At 61.8% G+C, this 14,257-nt stretch carries 13 protein-coding genes; all 13 read right to left on the bottom strand.

Annotated elements, in window-relative coordinates:
- Positions 1-7 precede the first annotated feature (7 nt).
- From AC3WMT_RS26890 to mraZ, 13 genes are read right to left on the bottom strand one after another with little or no spacing between them, the layout of a single operon-like run.
- Positions 8-874, bottom strand: a complete 867-nt coding sequence (locus AC3WMT_RS26890) for a cell division protein FtsQ/DivIB (RefSeq protein WP_103306211.1) — start codon at positions 872-874, stop codon at positions 8-10.
- A 4-nt stretch (positions 875-878) separates the two neighbouring features.
- On the bottom strand, positions 879-1,838 hold the full coding sequence (locus tag AC3WMT_RS26885; RefSeq protein ID WP_103306212.1) for a D-alanine--D-alanine ligase: 960 nt from the start codon (positions 1,836-1,838) through the stop codon (positions 879-881).
- Positions 1,835-3,295, bottom strand: coding sequence for a UDP-N-acetylmuramate--L-alanine ligase (gene murC, locus AC3WMT_RS26880; protein ID WP_007961634.1), 1,461 nt, complete (start codon positions 3,293-3,295; stop codon positions 1,835-1,837). Before murC ends, AC3WMT_RS26885 begins: the two co-directional genes overlap by 4 nt.
- Complete coding sequence (gene murG / locus AC3WMT_RS26875) at positions 3,288-4,358, bottom strand: undecaprenyldiphospho-muramoylpentapeptide beta-N-acetylglucosaminyltransferase (protein WP_007916994.1); 1,071 nt, start codon at positions 4,356-4,358, stop codon at positions 3,288-3,290. The genes murC and murG overlap by 8 nt, the downstream gene beginning before the upstream one ends.
- The gene (gene ftsW, locus AC3WMT_RS26870; protein WP_103306213.1) at positions 4,348-5,565 is read right to left on the bottom strand and encodes a putative lipid II flippase FtsW; all 1,218 of its coding nucleotides are present in this window, start codon (positions 5,563-5,565) and stop codon (positions 4,348-4,350) included. The genes murG and ftsW overlap by 11 nt, the downstream gene beginning before the upstream one ends.
- Positions 5,562-6,908: a UDP-N-acetylmuramoyl-L-alanine--D-glutamate ligase gene (gene murD, locus AC3WMT_RS26865; RefSeq protein WP_103306214.1), complete on the bottom strand. Its 1,347-nt coding sequence runs from the start codon at positions 6,906-6,908 to the stop codon at positions 5,562-5,564. Before murD ends, ftsW begins: the two co-directional genes overlap by 4 nt.
- Before the next feature lie 5 nt (positions 6,909-6,913).
- Positions 6,914-7,996, bottom strand: a complete 1,083-nt coding sequence (gene mraY, locus AC3WMT_RS26860; protein WP_103306215.1) for a phospho-N-acetylmuramoyl-pentapeptide-transferase — start codon at positions 7,994-7,996, stop codon at positions 6,914-6,916.
- Positions 7,996-9,363 (bottom strand): UDP-N-acetylmuramoyl-tripeptide--D-alanyl-D-alanine ligase, encoded by a 1,368-nt coding sequence (locus AC3WMT_RS26855; RefSeq protein ID WP_103306216.1) that lies wholly within the window; start codon positions 9,361-9,363, stop codon positions 7,996-7,998. The genes mraY and AC3WMT_RS26855 overlap by 1 nt, the downstream gene beginning before the upstream one ends.
- The gene (locus AC3WMT_RS26850; protein WP_103306217.1) at positions 9,356-10,819 is read right to left on the bottom strand and encodes a UDP-N-acetylmuramoyl-L-alanyl-D-glutamate--2,6-diaminopimelate ligase; all 1,464 of its coding nucleotides are present in this window, start codon (positions 10,817-10,819) and stop codon (positions 9,356-9,358) included. The genes AC3WMT_RS26855 and AC3WMT_RS26850 overlap by 8 nt, the downstream gene beginning before the upstream one ends.
- Positions 10,819-12,558, bottom strand: coding sequence for a peptidoglycan D,D-transpeptidase FtsI family protein (locus AC3WMT_RS26845; protein ID WP_177431450.1), 1,740 nt, complete (start codon positions 12,556-12,558; stop codon positions 10,819-10,821). The genes AC3WMT_RS26850 and AC3WMT_RS26845 overlap by 1 nt, the downstream gene beginning before the upstream one ends.
- Positions 12,558-12,851, bottom strand: a complete 294-nt coding sequence (ftsL, locus tag AC3WMT_RS26840; RefSeq protein WP_007917008.1) for a cell division protein FtsL — start codon at positions 12,849-12,851, stop codon at positions 12,558-12,560. Before ftsL ends, AC3WMT_RS26845 begins: the two co-directional genes overlap by 1 nt.
- On the bottom strand, positions 12,848-13,795 hold the full coding sequence (rsmH, locus tag AC3WMT_RS26835; RefSeq protein WP_371919332.1) for a 16S rRNA (cytosine(1402)-N(4))-methyltransferase RsmH: 948 nt from the start codon (positions 13,793-13,795) through the stop codon (positions 12,848-12,850). Before rsmH ends, ftsL begins: the two co-directional genes overlap by 4 nt.
- On the bottom strand, positions 13,792-14,247 hold the full coding sequence (gene mraZ / locus AC3WMT_RS26830) for a division/cell wall cluster transcriptional repressor MraZ (RefSeq protein WP_103306219.1): 456 nt from the start codon (positions 14,245-14,247) through the stop codon (positions 13,792-13,794). The genes rsmH and mraZ overlap by 4 nt, the downstream gene beginning before the upstream one ends.
- Positions 14,248-14,257 lie beyond the last annotated feature (10 nt).

Here is a 14,257-nt window from a genome sequence, read left to right as displayed (position 1 = left end):
CCTCTTCTTAATTCTTTGCGACAGCGGGTTGGGCTGTCGTCGGCGCTACTGGTTCCCGCCAGCCAACAGCGAGGCCGTTGGCGTAGCGCAGATCGATGCGCGCAATGTTCGTAATCTGTTCTTTGAGCGTCTTGTCATAGATGGCGATGAAGCGGCGCATCTTTTCCACCAGGTTGCCGCGTCCCAGCAGCAACTCGATGCCGGGGCCGGAGCTGCCGGCACCGGTGGTCAGGAACCAGCTTCCGCGTTCACGCAATTCCAGGCGTGCGATCGAGAAGCCCAACGGCCGCAGCATCTGGCTCAAGACCTGATACTGCTGCATCACTTGCTGCTGAGCCCGTTGAGGGCCGAACAGCTGTGGCAGGTGTTCGTAGTTCGCCAGCTCCTTTGGCGTAAACGCCTGGCCCTGGTTGTTCAGCAACGACTCGTCGCCCCAACGGGCCACCGGCAGTTGCTCTTCGAGGCGGATCACCACTTGATCCGGCCACACCCGGCGCACTTCGGCGTGGGCGATCCAGGGCATTTGCTCAAGCTCGGTGCGCATGCCCGCCAGGTCGATGGTGAAGAAGCTAGACGCCACGTACGGGGCGATTCGCTGTTGCACCGCTTGCTGGCTGATGTAGCTCAGGTCGCCCTGCACGGCGATCTTGGTGATCGGCCGGTCGGCATACGGCAGCAAACGCTGTGCGCCTTCGTAAGTACCGAACCCGAGTGCCACCAGCAGCACTGGCCAGAACAGGCTTTTGAGAAAACCGAAGTTGGCTTTCGGCAGGCGCGCGGACATCGGCTCTTTCGCCACCATTCGGCTGGCACCCCGCGGCACCGGCTTGCGGCCGGGTGCGGGTGGCTGATGTCTGAGCTGAGCGCCTTGCATCGTCTTAACCTCTAGCGTCTTCAACACTGGCGGCCAGAATGGCCAGAACCAGTTGCTGGAAATCCAGACCGGCCGCACGGGCCGCCATCGGCACCAGGCTGTGATCGGTCATGCCCGGGGCGGTATTCACTTCGAGGAACCAGAACTGCCCGTCGGCGTCCTGCATCACGTCCGCCCTGCCCCAACCGGCAATACCCAGCGCCTCACAGGCCTTGGCCGTGAGATCCATGAGTTCCTGTTCTTTGTCCGCGTCCAGCCCGCACGGAATGCGGTACTGGGTATCGTTGGCGATGTACTTGGCGTCGTAGTCGTAGAACGTGTGCGGTGTACCCAGGGCAATCGGAGGCAACACCTGGTCACGCAGGGTGGCGATGGTGAACTCCGGACCTTGAATCCATTGCTCAACCAAAACTTGCGAATCGTAGGTACTGGCCGCTTTCCATGCGTCGATCAACTCGGACGCAGAACTCACTTTGGCCATCCCGATACTTGAACCTTCATGCGCCGGTTTGACGATCAAAGGGAAGCCCAGTTCCGTCGCCGCGGAAATACAATCGGCTTCGCTGCACAGCACGGCGTGACGCGGCGTCGGAATCCCGAGGCTGTGCCAGACCTGCTTGGTGCGCAGTTTGTCCATCGCCAGCGCCGAGGCCAGAATGCCGCTGCCGGTGTAGGGAATCCCGGCGACTTCGAGCAAGCCCTGCATGCTGCCGTCTTCACCGCCACGGCCGTGAAGAATGATGAACGCGCGGTCGATTTTTTCACTCAGCAGACGCTGCAGAATATCGGTGCCAACGTCGATGCCGAACGCGTCCACGCCAGCGCTTTGCAGCGCGTCGAGCACGGCGTTACCGGATTTCAGCGACACCTCACGCTCGGCACTCAGACCGCCGAAGAGCACGGCGACGCGGCCGAAGTCTTTCGGCGCGACAGTGGAAAACAGCTTGGCGTAGGCAGCAGTCATTTCAACTTCCCCTCGACCGACGCCGCCACGGCGCCAGCGAACAATTCACTTTTCAGCAGCTTCGGCGCGAGGCCGCCGATATCACCGGCGCCCTGGCACAGCAGAATGTCGCCGGCACGCAGCAGCGGCTTGACCAGCGGCGCCAGATCGACGCCACGCTCGATGTAGATCGGGTCGAGCTGACCGCGCTGGCGGATGCTGTTGCACAGTTTCCGGCTGTCGGCACCCGGGATCGGCTCTTCGCCCGCCGGATAGACTTCCATCAGCAGCAGCACGTTGGCATCGGCCAGTACATTGACGAAGTCGTCGTACAGATCGCGGGTGCGGCTGTAACGGTGCGGCTGGTAAACCATCACCAGACGGCGCTCCGGCCAGCCACCGCGCACGGCTTTGATCACGGCGGCGACTTCGGTCGGGTGATGACCGTAGTCGTCGACCAGCATCACGTTGCCGCCGTCCACCGGCAATTCGCCATAGACCTGGAAACGTCGACCAACACCCTGGAAGCCCGACAGGCCCTGGACGATGGCTTCGTCACTGACGCCTTCGTCAGTGGCGATGCAAATGGTCGCCAGCGAGTTGAGCACGTTGTGGTTGCCCGGCATGTTCACGGAAACATCCAGCGGCTCGCGGTCAGGACGCAGCACGGTGAAGAAGGTCTGCATGCCTTGCTGGCGCACGTTGATCGCGCGCACGTCGGCGTCTTCGCTGAAGCCATAGGTCACGGTCGGACGTTTGACCAACGGGAGGATTTCGCGCACCACCGGATCGTCCAGGCACATCACCGCCAAACCGTAGAACGGCAGGTTGTGCAGGAACTCGACGAAGGTTTTCTTCAGTTTGTTGAAGTCACCGTCGTAGGTCGCCATGTGGTCGGCGTCGATGTTGGTGACCACGGCCACCAGCGGTTGCAGGTGCAGGAAGCTCGCATCGCTTTCGTCGGCTTCGGCGATCAGGTAACGGCTGGTGCCGAGCTGGGCATTGGTGCCCGCCGCATTCAAACGGCCACCGATCACGAAGGTCGGATCCAGACCACCGGCGGCGAACACCGAAGCGATCAGGCTGGTGGTGGTGGTTTTGCCGTGAGTACCGGCGACGGCGATGCCGTGGCGATAGCGCATCAGCTCGGCGAGCATTTCGGCACGCGGCACCACCGGGATACGACGCTCAAGCGCAGTCGCGACTTCCGGGTTGGAGGTGTTCACAGCGCTCGACACCACCAGCACATCGGCGGTCGCAGCGTTTTCGGCACGGTGGCCGATGTAGATGTGTGCGCCGAACGACTCCAGACGCTCGGTGACCGGCGACGCTTTCAGGTCGGAACCGGACACTTCATAGCCCAGGTTCAACAACACTTCGGCAATCCCGCACATGCCCACGCCGCCGATACCGACGAAGTGGATGCGACGGATGCGGCGCATTTCCGGTTGCGGCATGGCTTTCTGATTCTCAACCATGGGCCACCTCCAGGCAGGTATCGACCACGCTACGGGTGGCATCGGGTTTCGCCAGACGGCGGGCCGCTTGGGCCATATCTTCGAGTCGTTGCGGTTGCATCAAGACCTCTGTCAGGCGCGCGGCAAGGTCCGCGGCACCAGTCGTTCTTTGCGGCATCAGGAAGGCAGCGCCTTCGCGGGCCAAATAATCGGCGTTGCGGGTCTGGTGATCGTCGATCGCGTGGGGCAAAGGCACCAGCATCGAGGGCAGACCGGCGGCAGCCAGCTCACTGATGGTCAACGCGCCTGCACGGCACACCACCAGGTCAGCCCAGCCATAGGCCTGGGCCATGTCTTTGATGAACGGCTGCACCTGCGCTTCCACGCCGGCGGCGCGGTAGCGCTCTGCAGTCACTTCATCGTGGTTTTTGCCGGCCTGATGAAACACTTCCGGGCGCAAATCGGCAGCGACTTGGGCCAGGGCTTCAGGCAGCAACTTGTTCAACGGTTCTGCGCCCAGGCTTCCGCCGAGGATCAGCAAACGCGCTTTGCGGCCCGCCAGAGCAGGTCGCGATGTGTCGAGGAACAGCTCGCTGCGCACCGGGTTTCCGGTGGTACGGCGGGTGTCCGACAGAGTAAAGGTGTCGGGGAACGCTTCACACACCCGGGCGGCGAACGGCACCAGCAACCGATTGGCGGTGCCGGCCACAGCGTTCTGCTCGTGAACGATCACCGGCACACCGGCCAGTTTCGCGGCGAGACCGCCGGGGCCAGTCACATAACCACCGAAGCCGACCACACAAACCGGCTTCAAGCGACGAATGATCGCCCGCGCCTGCCACACCGATTTCAGCAGCATGAAGGGCGCCTTGAGCAGCGACAGCTTGCCCTTGCCGCGCAGGCCAGTGGCGTTGATCCGGTGCAGTTCCAGCCCTGCGGCCGGCACCAGTTCGTTTTCGATCCCGCGTGGCGTGCCGAGCCAGTGCACGGTGTAGCCGCGCGCCTGAAACTCGCGGGCACAAGCCAGCGCCGGGAACACGTGGCCGCCGGTTCCGCCGGCCATGATCAATACGTTAGCGCCCATGATTCGGCTCCTCGGCGAAGTCGCTCTCATGGAATTCCATTTCTTCACTGCCCAGGTGGGTTCGGCTCTCCCACTCGATCCTCAGCAACAAGCCAAGACAGGCGCAGCAGATCACCAGCGAGCTGCCGCCGTAACTGAGGAACGGCAAGGTCAGACCCTTGGTTGGCAGCAGACCGACGTTCACACCGATGTTGATCAGGAACTGACCGATCCACAGGAACGACAGACCGTAAGCCACATACGCGGCGAAGAACTGCTTGGCTTTTTCGGCCCACAAGCCGATGTACATGCCGCGAATACACACGAACACGAACAGCGCCACGGTGCACAACGAACCGACCGCACCCAGTTCTTCGGCCAGAACCGAGAACACGAAGTCGGTGTGCGCTTCCGGCAGGTAGAACTGCTTCTGCACGCTGTTGCCCAGACCGACGCCGAGCCACTCACCGCGACCGAACGCAATCAACGCTTGCGACAACTGATAACCGGCGCCGAACTGGTCGGCCCACGGGTCGGCGAAGTTGGTCAGACGCGCCATCCGGTACGGCTGCATCTGAATCAGCAAGACCACGGCGCCGACCGCCAACACCACCATCAGCGAAAAGCGGAACAAGCCGACCCCGCCGAGGAACAGCATCGCCGCTGCTGCGCCCATCATCACGACGGTGGCACCGAAGTCCGGCTCCATCAGCAACAGACCGGCCATTGGCAGCAGCACGATGAACGGCTTGAAGAAGCCCATCCAGCTCTCGCGCACTTCTTTCTGACGCCGCACCAGATAACCGGCGAGGTAGATCACCACGAATACTTTGGCGATCTCGGACGGCTGCACGTTGAAGAAGCTGAAACCGATCCAGCGCATCGAACCGTTCACTTCGCGGCCGATGCCCGGGATGATCACCATCACCAACAGTCCGAATGCACCGATCAGCATCAACCAACCCAGACGCTGCCAAGTGGCGATCGGAATCATCATGGTGACGATGCACGCGCCCAGACCCAACACCACATAAATAAGGTGGCGAGTCATGTAATACAGGGCACTGCCCGACTGCGCCGCCCCCACTTCGGTGGACGCCGAAGCAATCATGATCAGGCCGAGACCGAGCAGCGCCAGACAACCGGCGAGCATCGGGAAGTCGAGGTCGATGCCGCGCCCGGTGATGATCGGCGACGGATACGGCTTGATGATATTGCGCAGGCTCATGCCAGATCCTCCACGGCGCGGACGAACTGGTGACCACGGTCTTCGTAATTCTTGAACATGTCGAAACTGGCGCAGGCCGGCGACAACAGCACCACATCACCCGGCTGGGCGGCGGCGCGGCATTGCGCAACGGCGTCGACCAGCGAGGTCGCACGAATCAATGGCACGGCATCACCGATGGCTTCGCCGATCTTGTCGGAGTCGCGGCCCATCAGGATCACGGCGCGGCAGTTGGCCGCCACCGGAGCACGCAGATCATTGAATTCGGCACCCTTGCCATCGCCGCCGGCGATCAGAATCACCTTGCCGTCGATGTCCGCGCCCAGGCCTTCGATGGCTGCCAGTGCAGCGCCAACGTTGGTGGCTTTGGAATCGTTGTAGTAAGCGACGCCGTCGAGATCACGCACCCACTGGCAGCGATGTTCGAGGCCGGCAAAGGTACGCAAGGCCGAGAGCATGGCGTCGAACGGCAGGCCAACCGCATGACCGAGCGCCAGCGCCGCGAGGGCGTTGGACTGGTTATGCGCGCCGCGAATCTTCAGCTCACGCACCGGCATCAGGTTCTGGAATTCGAAGGCCAGATATTTCTCGCCATCTTCTTCGCGGATACCGAATGCCTTGAAATCCGGTTTGGTCAGGCCGAAGGTCCAGCATGGCTGGCCCTCGCCGATCAGCGGACGGGTCAGCGCATCCTGACGGTTGACCACGAACTGCCTGGCGCCACGGAAAATCCGGTGCTTGGCGAGGTGGTAGGCCGGCAGACCGCTGTAGCGATCCATGTGGTCTTCGCTGATGTTCAGCACGGTCGCCACTTCAGCGTTGAGCTGGTCGGTGGTTTCCAGCTGGAAGCTCGACAGCTCCATCACGTACAGCTCGACGTCGTCGCTGAGCAGGTCCAGCGCCGGGGTGCCGAGGTTACCGCCAACAGCGACGCGTTTGCCGGCCGCAGCCGCCATCTCGCCGACCAGGGTGGTGACGGTGCTTTTCGCGTTGGAGCCGCTGATGGCTACGATCGGCGCCTGCGCGTTACGCGCGAACAGCTCGATGTCGCCGGACAGTTTCACGCCACGGGCCGCGGCGGCTTGCAGGGCCGGGGTCGCCAGCGCCAGGCCGGGACTCACGTAGAGCTCGTCGGCACGGCACAGGAATTCGACGTCCAGCTCGCCACAACGCACTTCCACGTGCGGATAGTCACGCTTGAGCGTGGCCAGTTCCGGTGGATTTTCCCGCGTGTCGGCCACGGCAAACGACGTGCCCCGGTTCGCCAGGAAGCGAACCAGGGACATGCCGCTCTTGCCGAGGCCGACAACGATGCGGAAGTGGTCAGAAGCGATCAGAGACACTCGTTCTACCTCAGCTTCAGGGTGGCAAGGCCGATCAGCACGAGAATCACGGTGATGATCCAGAAACGGACGATCACGCGCGGCTCGGGCCAGCCCTTGAGTTCAAAGTGGTGGTGTATCGGCGCCATGCGGAACACACGGCGACCGGTCAGCTTAAAGGACGCAACCTGAATGACGACTGACAGGGTTTCCATCACGAACACGCCGCCCATGATGAACAGGACGATTTCCTGACGGACGATCACCGCGATGGTGCCCAACGCTGCGCCGAGTGCCAGTGCACCGACGTCGCCCATGAACACTTGCGCCGGATAGGTGTTGAACCACAGGAAGCCCAGACCGGCACCGATCAGCGCACCGCAGAACACGATCAGCTCACCCGCGCCCGGCACATACGGGATCAGCAGGTATTCAGCGAATTTCACGTTACCCGACAAGTAGCAGAAGATGCCCAGACCACCGCCGACCATCACGGTTGGCATGATTGCCAGACCGTCGAGGCCGTCGGTGAGGTTGACCGCGTTGCTCGAACCGACGATCACAAAGTAGGTCAGCACGATGAAGCCGGCGCCCAGCGGAATGCTGTAGTCCTTGAGCATCGGCAGGATCAGTGTCGTTTCCACTGGGGTGGAAGCGGTCATATAAAGGAAGATCGCCGCGCCGAGGCCGAACACCGATTGCCAGAAATACTTCCAGCGGCTCGGCAGGCCACGCGAATTCTTCTCGATGACTTTGCGGTAATCGTCGACCCAGCCGATGGCACCGAACAGCAGGGTCACCAGCAAAACAGTCCAGACGTAACGGTTGCTCAGGTCAGCCCAGAGCAGAGTGCTGACGCCGATCGAAGAGAGAATCAGCGCGCCACCCATGGTCGGCGTACCGGATTTCGACAAGTGCGATTGCGGACCATCGTTACGAACGGATTGACCGATCTGACGGTTCTGCAAAGTGCGGATCATCCACGGGCCATAGCACAGCGACAAAACCAGCGCGGTCAGCACACCGAGGATCCCGCGCAGGGTCAGGTACTGGAAGACCGCGAAGCCTTTGTAGAACTGTTGCAGATACTCCGCTAGCAGCAGCAGCATTAATGTTTCTCCAGACTGGACCCGCACAGAGCCGCAACGATGTTTTCCATCGCTGCACTGCGCGAACCCTTGATCAAAATAGTGGTGTTTGTGTCCTGCTCGGCGTCGAGGGCCTGGATCAGTTCGGCTTGCGTGCCGAAGTGATGCGCCTGCTCACCGAAAGCGTTTACGGCGTGAACCATGTTTGGCCCGACTGCATAAAGCGCGGAAACCTTGCCCCGGGCGTACTCGCCCACGTCGCGGTGCCCCTGCTCCGCCCAATCGCCCAACTCGCCGATATCCCCGAGCACCAGGACGGTGCGGCCGGAAAAGCCGGCGAGTATATCAACGGCCGCGCACATCGAGGTGGGGTTTGCGTTGTAAGTGTCATCAATCACGCGCATGCCGTTTTTCGCCAGTTGCGCAACGGTACGACCCTTGACCGGTTGCACGGCGCCCAGCCCTGTGGCGATGCCGAACAGCGACACACCCAGGGCGTGCGCAGCGGCGGCGGCAGCCATGGCATTGGCAACGTTGTGGGTGCCGAGCAGGTTCAGTTGAACGCGCTCGACACCTTCAGGTGTGTGCAAATTGAAGGCTGGGCAACCACGGGCATCGGTGCTCAAGTCGCTGGCGTAGAAGTCAGCTTGCGAATTGCTCAAAGCGAAGGTCAACACTTTGCGAGCGCCCGCACGGATCTTCCAGATACCGAAGGCCTTGTCATCGAGGTTAAGCACGGCGACGCCATCGGCCGCCAGCCCGTCGATGATTTCGCCCTTGGCTTCGACGATTTTTTCCGGGCCGCCGAACTCACCGACGTGCGCGGTGCCGGCATTGTTCAGGATCGCCACATGCGGCTTGGTCAGCCCGACGGTGTAGGCGATTTCGCCCAGACGCGAGGCACCCAGTTCGATCACGGCCGCCGTATGTTCCGGGGCCAGTTCGAGCAGGGTCAGCGGCGCGCCGAGGTCGTTGTTCAGATTGCCACGGGTCGCCAGTACCGGACCGCGCGTGCGCAGGATGCTCGCGAGCATTTCCTTGACCGTGGTCTTGCCGCTGGAGCCGGTGATGGCCGCGACTGGCTGAGTGAATGCGGCACGGTTCAAGGCGCCCAATTGGCCGAGGGCCTGACGGGTGTCCTTGACCAGCAACTGCGGCAACGTGCTGTCGGCGACTTCACGCTCGACTAGCGCAGCCACCGCGCCTTTGGCGGCGACGTCGTTCAAATAGTCATGACCGTCAAAACGCGGGCCGGTCAGGGCAATAAACAGTTGGCCGGATTTGATCGCACGGCTGTCAATGCTGACGCCGTCGAAACTGGCATCGGCGCTGATCAGGCGTGCGTCGAGCGCGTTGGTCAACTCGCTGAGTTTCAGGGCCTTAAGCATGGGCCACCTCCCAAGCGGTCAGGGCGTGATCGGCCTCGACCAGATCAGAGAAGGCATGGCGCTCGCCGTTGATTTCCTGATAGTCCTCGTGACCTTTACCCGCCAGCACAATCACGTCATCCGCCGAAGCGCCGGCAATCAGTTGCGCAATCGCCTGGCCACGGCCGGCGACGAAGGTGACTTTATCCACAGCCGTGAAACCGGCGCGGATGTCATCGAAAATTACTGCCGGGTCTTCAGTGCGCGGGTTGTCGTCGGTGACCAGCACTTGATCGGCCAGACGCTCGACCACTTCGGCCATCAACGGACGCTTGCCGCGATCGCGATCACCGCCACAGCCGAACAGGCACAGCAGTTGGCCTTTGACGTGCGGGCGCAAAGCGGTCAGAACTTTTTCCAATGCATCCGGAGTGTGGGCGTAATCGACCACCACCAACGGCTGAGTGCCGCCGCCCAGACGCTGCATGCGACCGGCCGGACCTTCGAGTTTCGGCAGCACTTTGAGAATTTCGTCGAGCGCGTAATCCAGACCGAGCAAGGCACCGACCGCCGCCAATACGTTGCTCAGGTTGAAGCGACCGAGCAAGGTGCTGCGCAGATGATGTTCGCCCTGCGGCGTTACCAGCGTGGCGCGCACGCCGTGGTCGTCGAACTGCGCTTCGCGGCAAAACAGGTAGGCGCTGCTGTCGAGCAGGCTGTAGGTGATCAAACGCGACTCGCGTTTTTCGGCAGCCAGTTGCCGGCCGAAATCGTCGTCGAGGTTGACCACGCGGCACTTCAGATCATTCCAGGCGAACAGCTTGGCCTTGGCCTCGGCGTACGCCTCCATGGTGCCGTGATAATCCAGATGATCGCGGGACAGGTTGGTCATCACCGCCACGTCGAAAGCCAGCGCAGTCACCCGGCCCTGATCCAGACCGTGGGACGAGACCTCCATGGCCACGGCTTTGGCGCCGGCCTTTTTCAGGTCGCCCAGGGTCGCTTGTACGGCGATCGGATTCGGCGTGGTGTGCAGACCGCTTTCCAGTGCGCCATAGAAGCCGGAACCGAGGGTTCCAACGATGCCGCAATGCTGGCCAAGCAGATCCAGTGCCTGCGCGACCAATTGGGTCACGCTGGTCTTGCCGTTGGTGCCGGTCACGCCGATCAGGTTCAGGTGATGGCTTGGCTCGCCGTAAAAACGCCCGGCGATATCCGACAGCTGCGCCGCCAGACCTTTGACCGGAATCAGCGGCACATCGGTGATCGGCAGCACAGTGGCGCCTTCCACTTCATAGGCCACGGCCGCCGCGCCGCGCGCCAGAGCATCGGCAATGTGCGCACGGCCATCGAATTTGCCGCCAGGCACCGCGAGGAACAGGTCGCCCGCGCGTACGTTGCGACTATCCAGCGCCAATTCACGGATCAACAGATCGTGGCCGGCGTGGGGGAATATCTTGTTCAGACTTAATGACATCAGCCGCGCCCTCCATTGGCTTTCAGCGGAACGACCGGGGTGGCGTTGGCCTGTTGTGTCGTCGGCAGGTTGTCCGGGGTCACGTTCATCAGGCGCAGGGTGCCGGACATCACACGGCTGAACACCGGTGCGGAAACCAGACCACCGAAGTAACCGGCCTTGGACGGTTCATCGATCACCACAACGATGGCGTAACGCGGATCGCTCATCGGCCCGAAACCGGCGAACAGCGAACGGTAAGAGTTTTCGGCGTAGCCCTTGGTACCCACCGAAGTCTTGCGCGCAGTACCCGATTTGCCGGCCACGTGGTACGCCGGCACCTGTGCACGAAACACGCCGCGCGGGGCTTCGATCACTTGCGTCAGCATGCCTTGCATGGTTTTCGCGACCGCTTCCGGCAGCACTTGCGTGGTTTGCGGCGGCTTGTCGGTTTTGATCAGGGTCAACGGCGCCAGACGACCATTGTTGGCCAGCGCCGAGAACGCGTGAACGAGCTGAATCGCGGTCACGGAAATACCGTAGCCGTAAGACAGCGTGGCAGTTTCAGCCTTGCGCCATTCGCGGTAGTTCGGCAGGTTGCCGACACGTTCACCCGGGAAGCCGAGGCCGGTGTCCTGGCCAAGGCCGACTTTCTGCGCGAGACGGAAAATGGTTTCGCCGCCGATATCGAAGGCGACCTTACTCATGCCGACGTTACTGGAATTGATCAGGATGCCGGTCAGGTCGAGTACCGGACCTTCGGTCTTGGAAACGTCCTTGATCGTGTACTTGCCGATCTGCAGGGAGCCCGGGTACACCTCGACGGTATCGCTCGGTTTCCAGCGGCCGGTTTCGATCGCGGCGCTCATGGAGATGGCTTTCATGGTCGAACCCGGTTCAAACACGTCGATCATTGCGCGGTTACGCATCATCGCCGGTTGCAGGTTGCGACGGTTGTTCGGGTTGTAGGTCGGCTGGTTGACCATGGCGAGAATTTCGCCGGTCTTCACGTCCATGATCACCAGACTGCCGGCCTTGGCGCCGTTCTCGATGATCGCATTACGCAGCTCGCGGTTGGCCAGATATTGCAGACGCAGGTCAATGGACAACGCCAAGGGCTTGCCGGCCTTGGCGTTTTTGGTGACCTGGACATCCTTGATCAGCCGACCGCGCCGATCCTTGATGACCTGTCGTTTGCCCGGCACTCCGGCGAGCCATTCGTCATAAGCGAGTTCGACACCTTCGCGACCGTGGTCATCGATGTCGGTAAACCCGACCATGTGCGCGGTGACTTCACCGGCCGGGTAGAACCGGCGGAATTCTTCGATGCCGTAGACGCCCGGCACTTTCAAATCGAGTACAGCCTGGCCCTGCTCAGGGGTCAGCCCGCGCACCAGATAAATGAATTCCTTGTTGGCTTGCGCTTCGAGGCGTTCGGTCAGGGCTTTCGGGTCCTGACCCAGGGCGGCGGCGAGTGCCGGCCACTTCTCTTTGGCGGTCTGCATTTCCTTGGCGTTGGCCCACAGCGTGGTCACCGGGGTACTCACGGCCAAAGGCTCGCCGTTACGGTCGGTGATCAGACCACGGTGAGCAGGAATCGGGATATGGCGCAGGCTGCGTGCATCGCCCTGACCTTTGAGGAAGTCACGGTCAACCACCTGCAGGTCGATGATGCGCCAGCAGATCGCCGCAACCATCACGCCGAGCAGCGCCACCATCAGGCGGAAGCGCCATGGGAACAGTGCGCCTTCGAGTTTCATCATGGCGCCACCATCTTCACGTCAGCCGCGCCGGGAATGTGCATCTTCAGTTGTTCGGTGGCCAGCACTTCGATCCGGCTGTGCGCGGTCCAGGTGCTTTGTTCGAGAATCAAACGGCCCCACTCGGCCTGCGCCTTGTCGCGCACGCTGAGTTCGTTGTACAGGGTGTTGAGCAACTGCCGGTTCCAGTGCGCGCTGTAGGACACGGCGATGGCCGACACGAGCACGCCGATGAACAGCAGCAGCATCAGAAAGCTGCCGCCGGGCAGTGGCTTGGCGAAAAGCTTGCTCACCGCAGCTTCTCCGCGACGCGCATGACGGCGCTACGGGAACGTGGGTTGGCTTTGAGTTCGGCGTCGGAGGCCGTCTGCGCTTTGCCATGGACTTTGATTTTCGGTTCGAACGCTACGTGACGAACCGGCAGGTTGCGCGGCAGGTTGTCGGCTTCGCCTTTCACCAGCTTGCGCATGAACAGTTTGACGATGCGGTCTTCCAGCGAGTGGAAGCTGATGACCACCAGACGGCCGCCGACTTCAAGGGCTTCGAGTGCGGCTTCGAGGCCGGCTTCCAGATCGCCCAGTTCGTTGTTGACGTGAATGCGCAAACCCTGGAATGCACGGGTGGCCGGGTTCTTGCCCTTTTCCCACGCCGGGTTGGCGACTTTCAGCACTTCAGCCAGATCGGCGGTGCGCTCGAACGGTTTGATATCGCGACGCTCGACGACGGCGCGAGCCATACGACCGGAGAAACGTTCTTCGCCGTATTCCTTGAACACCCGGGCGATTTCCTCAGCCGGCGCGGTGTTGACGAATTCGGCAGCACTGATGCCACGGGACGGATCCATGCGCATGTCCAGCGGGCCATCGTTGAGGAAACTGAAGCCGCGCTCAGCGTCGTCGAGCTGCGGTGAAGACACGCCGAGGTCGAGCAGAATGCCGCTGACCTTGCCACTCAGCCCCTGCTCGGCAACTACCGAACCCAGCTCGGCAAAGCTGCGCTGCACAACGACAAAGCGGCCGTCTTCGGCCGCTAGCGTTTGCCCGGTGGCAATCGCTTGTGGATCTTTGTCGAACCCGATGAGCCGACCGTCCGTGCCGAGCTGGCTGAGGATCAGCCGGCTGTGTCCGCCGCGCCCGAACGTTCCGTCCAGATAGCAGCCATCAGGACGTACGGCGAGAGCCTCGACGGCTTCGTCAAGCAGTACGGTGATGTGGTTAAAGCCGCTATCAATAGTCACAGGATCAAATCACGCAGTTCATCAGGCATCGCGCCCGGTTGTTGAATAGCAGCCAGGTCAGCGGCAGAAACCGCATTCCAGGCATCCTCGTCCCACAATTGGAACTTGTTCAGTTGGCCCACCAGCATCGCTTTCTTATCAAGCCTGGCGTACTCGCGCAGACGCGGTGGAACCAGGAAACGACCACTGCCATCGAGTTCGAGGTCGACGGCATTACCAATCAGCAAACGTTGCAGCCGACGGTTCTCTTCGCGAAGCGAAGGAAGCGCACGCAACTTGGTTTCAATAATTTCCCACTCGTCGAGCGGATAGACACACAGGCACGGATCAACGGCATCAATGGTCACGATCAACTGGCCGGAACTGCGCGAATCGAGCTCGTCACGGTACCGGCTCGGCATGGCGAGACGGCCCTTTGCATCGAGACTGATAGCGTTAGCTCCGCGAAACACGTCTGCGTTT

The organism is Pseudomonas sp. FW305-7 (assembly GCF_058786735.1).
This window is presented reverse-complemented; position numbering and strand designations above follow the sequence as displayed.

Excerpts from the sequence above, each read along its gene's own strand:
- AC3WMT_RS26890 (WP_103306211.1), bottom strand. The coding sequence starts at position 874 with ATGCAAGGCGCTCAGCTCAGACATCAGCCACCCGCACCCGGCCGCAAG.
- AC3WMT_RS26885 (WP_103306212.1), bottom strand. The coding sequence starts at position 1,838 with ATGACTGCTGCCTACGCCAAGCTGTTTTCCACTGTCGCGCCGAAAGAC.
- murC (WP_007961634.1), bottom strand. The coding sequence starts at position 3,295 with ATGGTTGAGAATCAGAAAGCCATGCCGCAACCGGAAATGCGCCGCATC.
- murG (WP_007916994.1), bottom strand. The coding sequence starts at position 4,358 with ATGGGCGCTAACGTATTGATCATGGCCGGCGGAACCGGCGGCCACGTG.
- ftsW (WP_103306213.1), bottom strand. The coding sequence starts at position 5,565 with ATGAGCCTGCGCAATATCATCAAGCCGTATCCGTCGCCGATCATCACC.
- mraY (WP_103306215.1), bottom strand. The coding sequence starts at position 7,996 with ATGCTGCTGCTGCTAGCGGAGTATCTGCAACAGTTCTACAAAGGCTTC.
- AC3WMT_RS26855 (WP_103306216.1), bottom strand. The coding sequence starts at position 9,363 with ATGCTTAAGGCCCTGAAACTCAGCGAGTTGACCAACGCGCTCGACGCA.
- AC3WMT_RS26850 (WP_103306217.1), bottom strand. The coding sequence starts at position 10,819 with ATGTCATTAAGTCTGAACAAGATATTCCCCCACGCCGGCCACGATCTG.
- AC3WMT_RS26845 (WP_177431450.1), bottom strand. The coding sequence starts at position 12,558 with ATGAAACTCGAAGGCGCACTGTTCCCATGGCGCTTCCGCCTGATGGTG.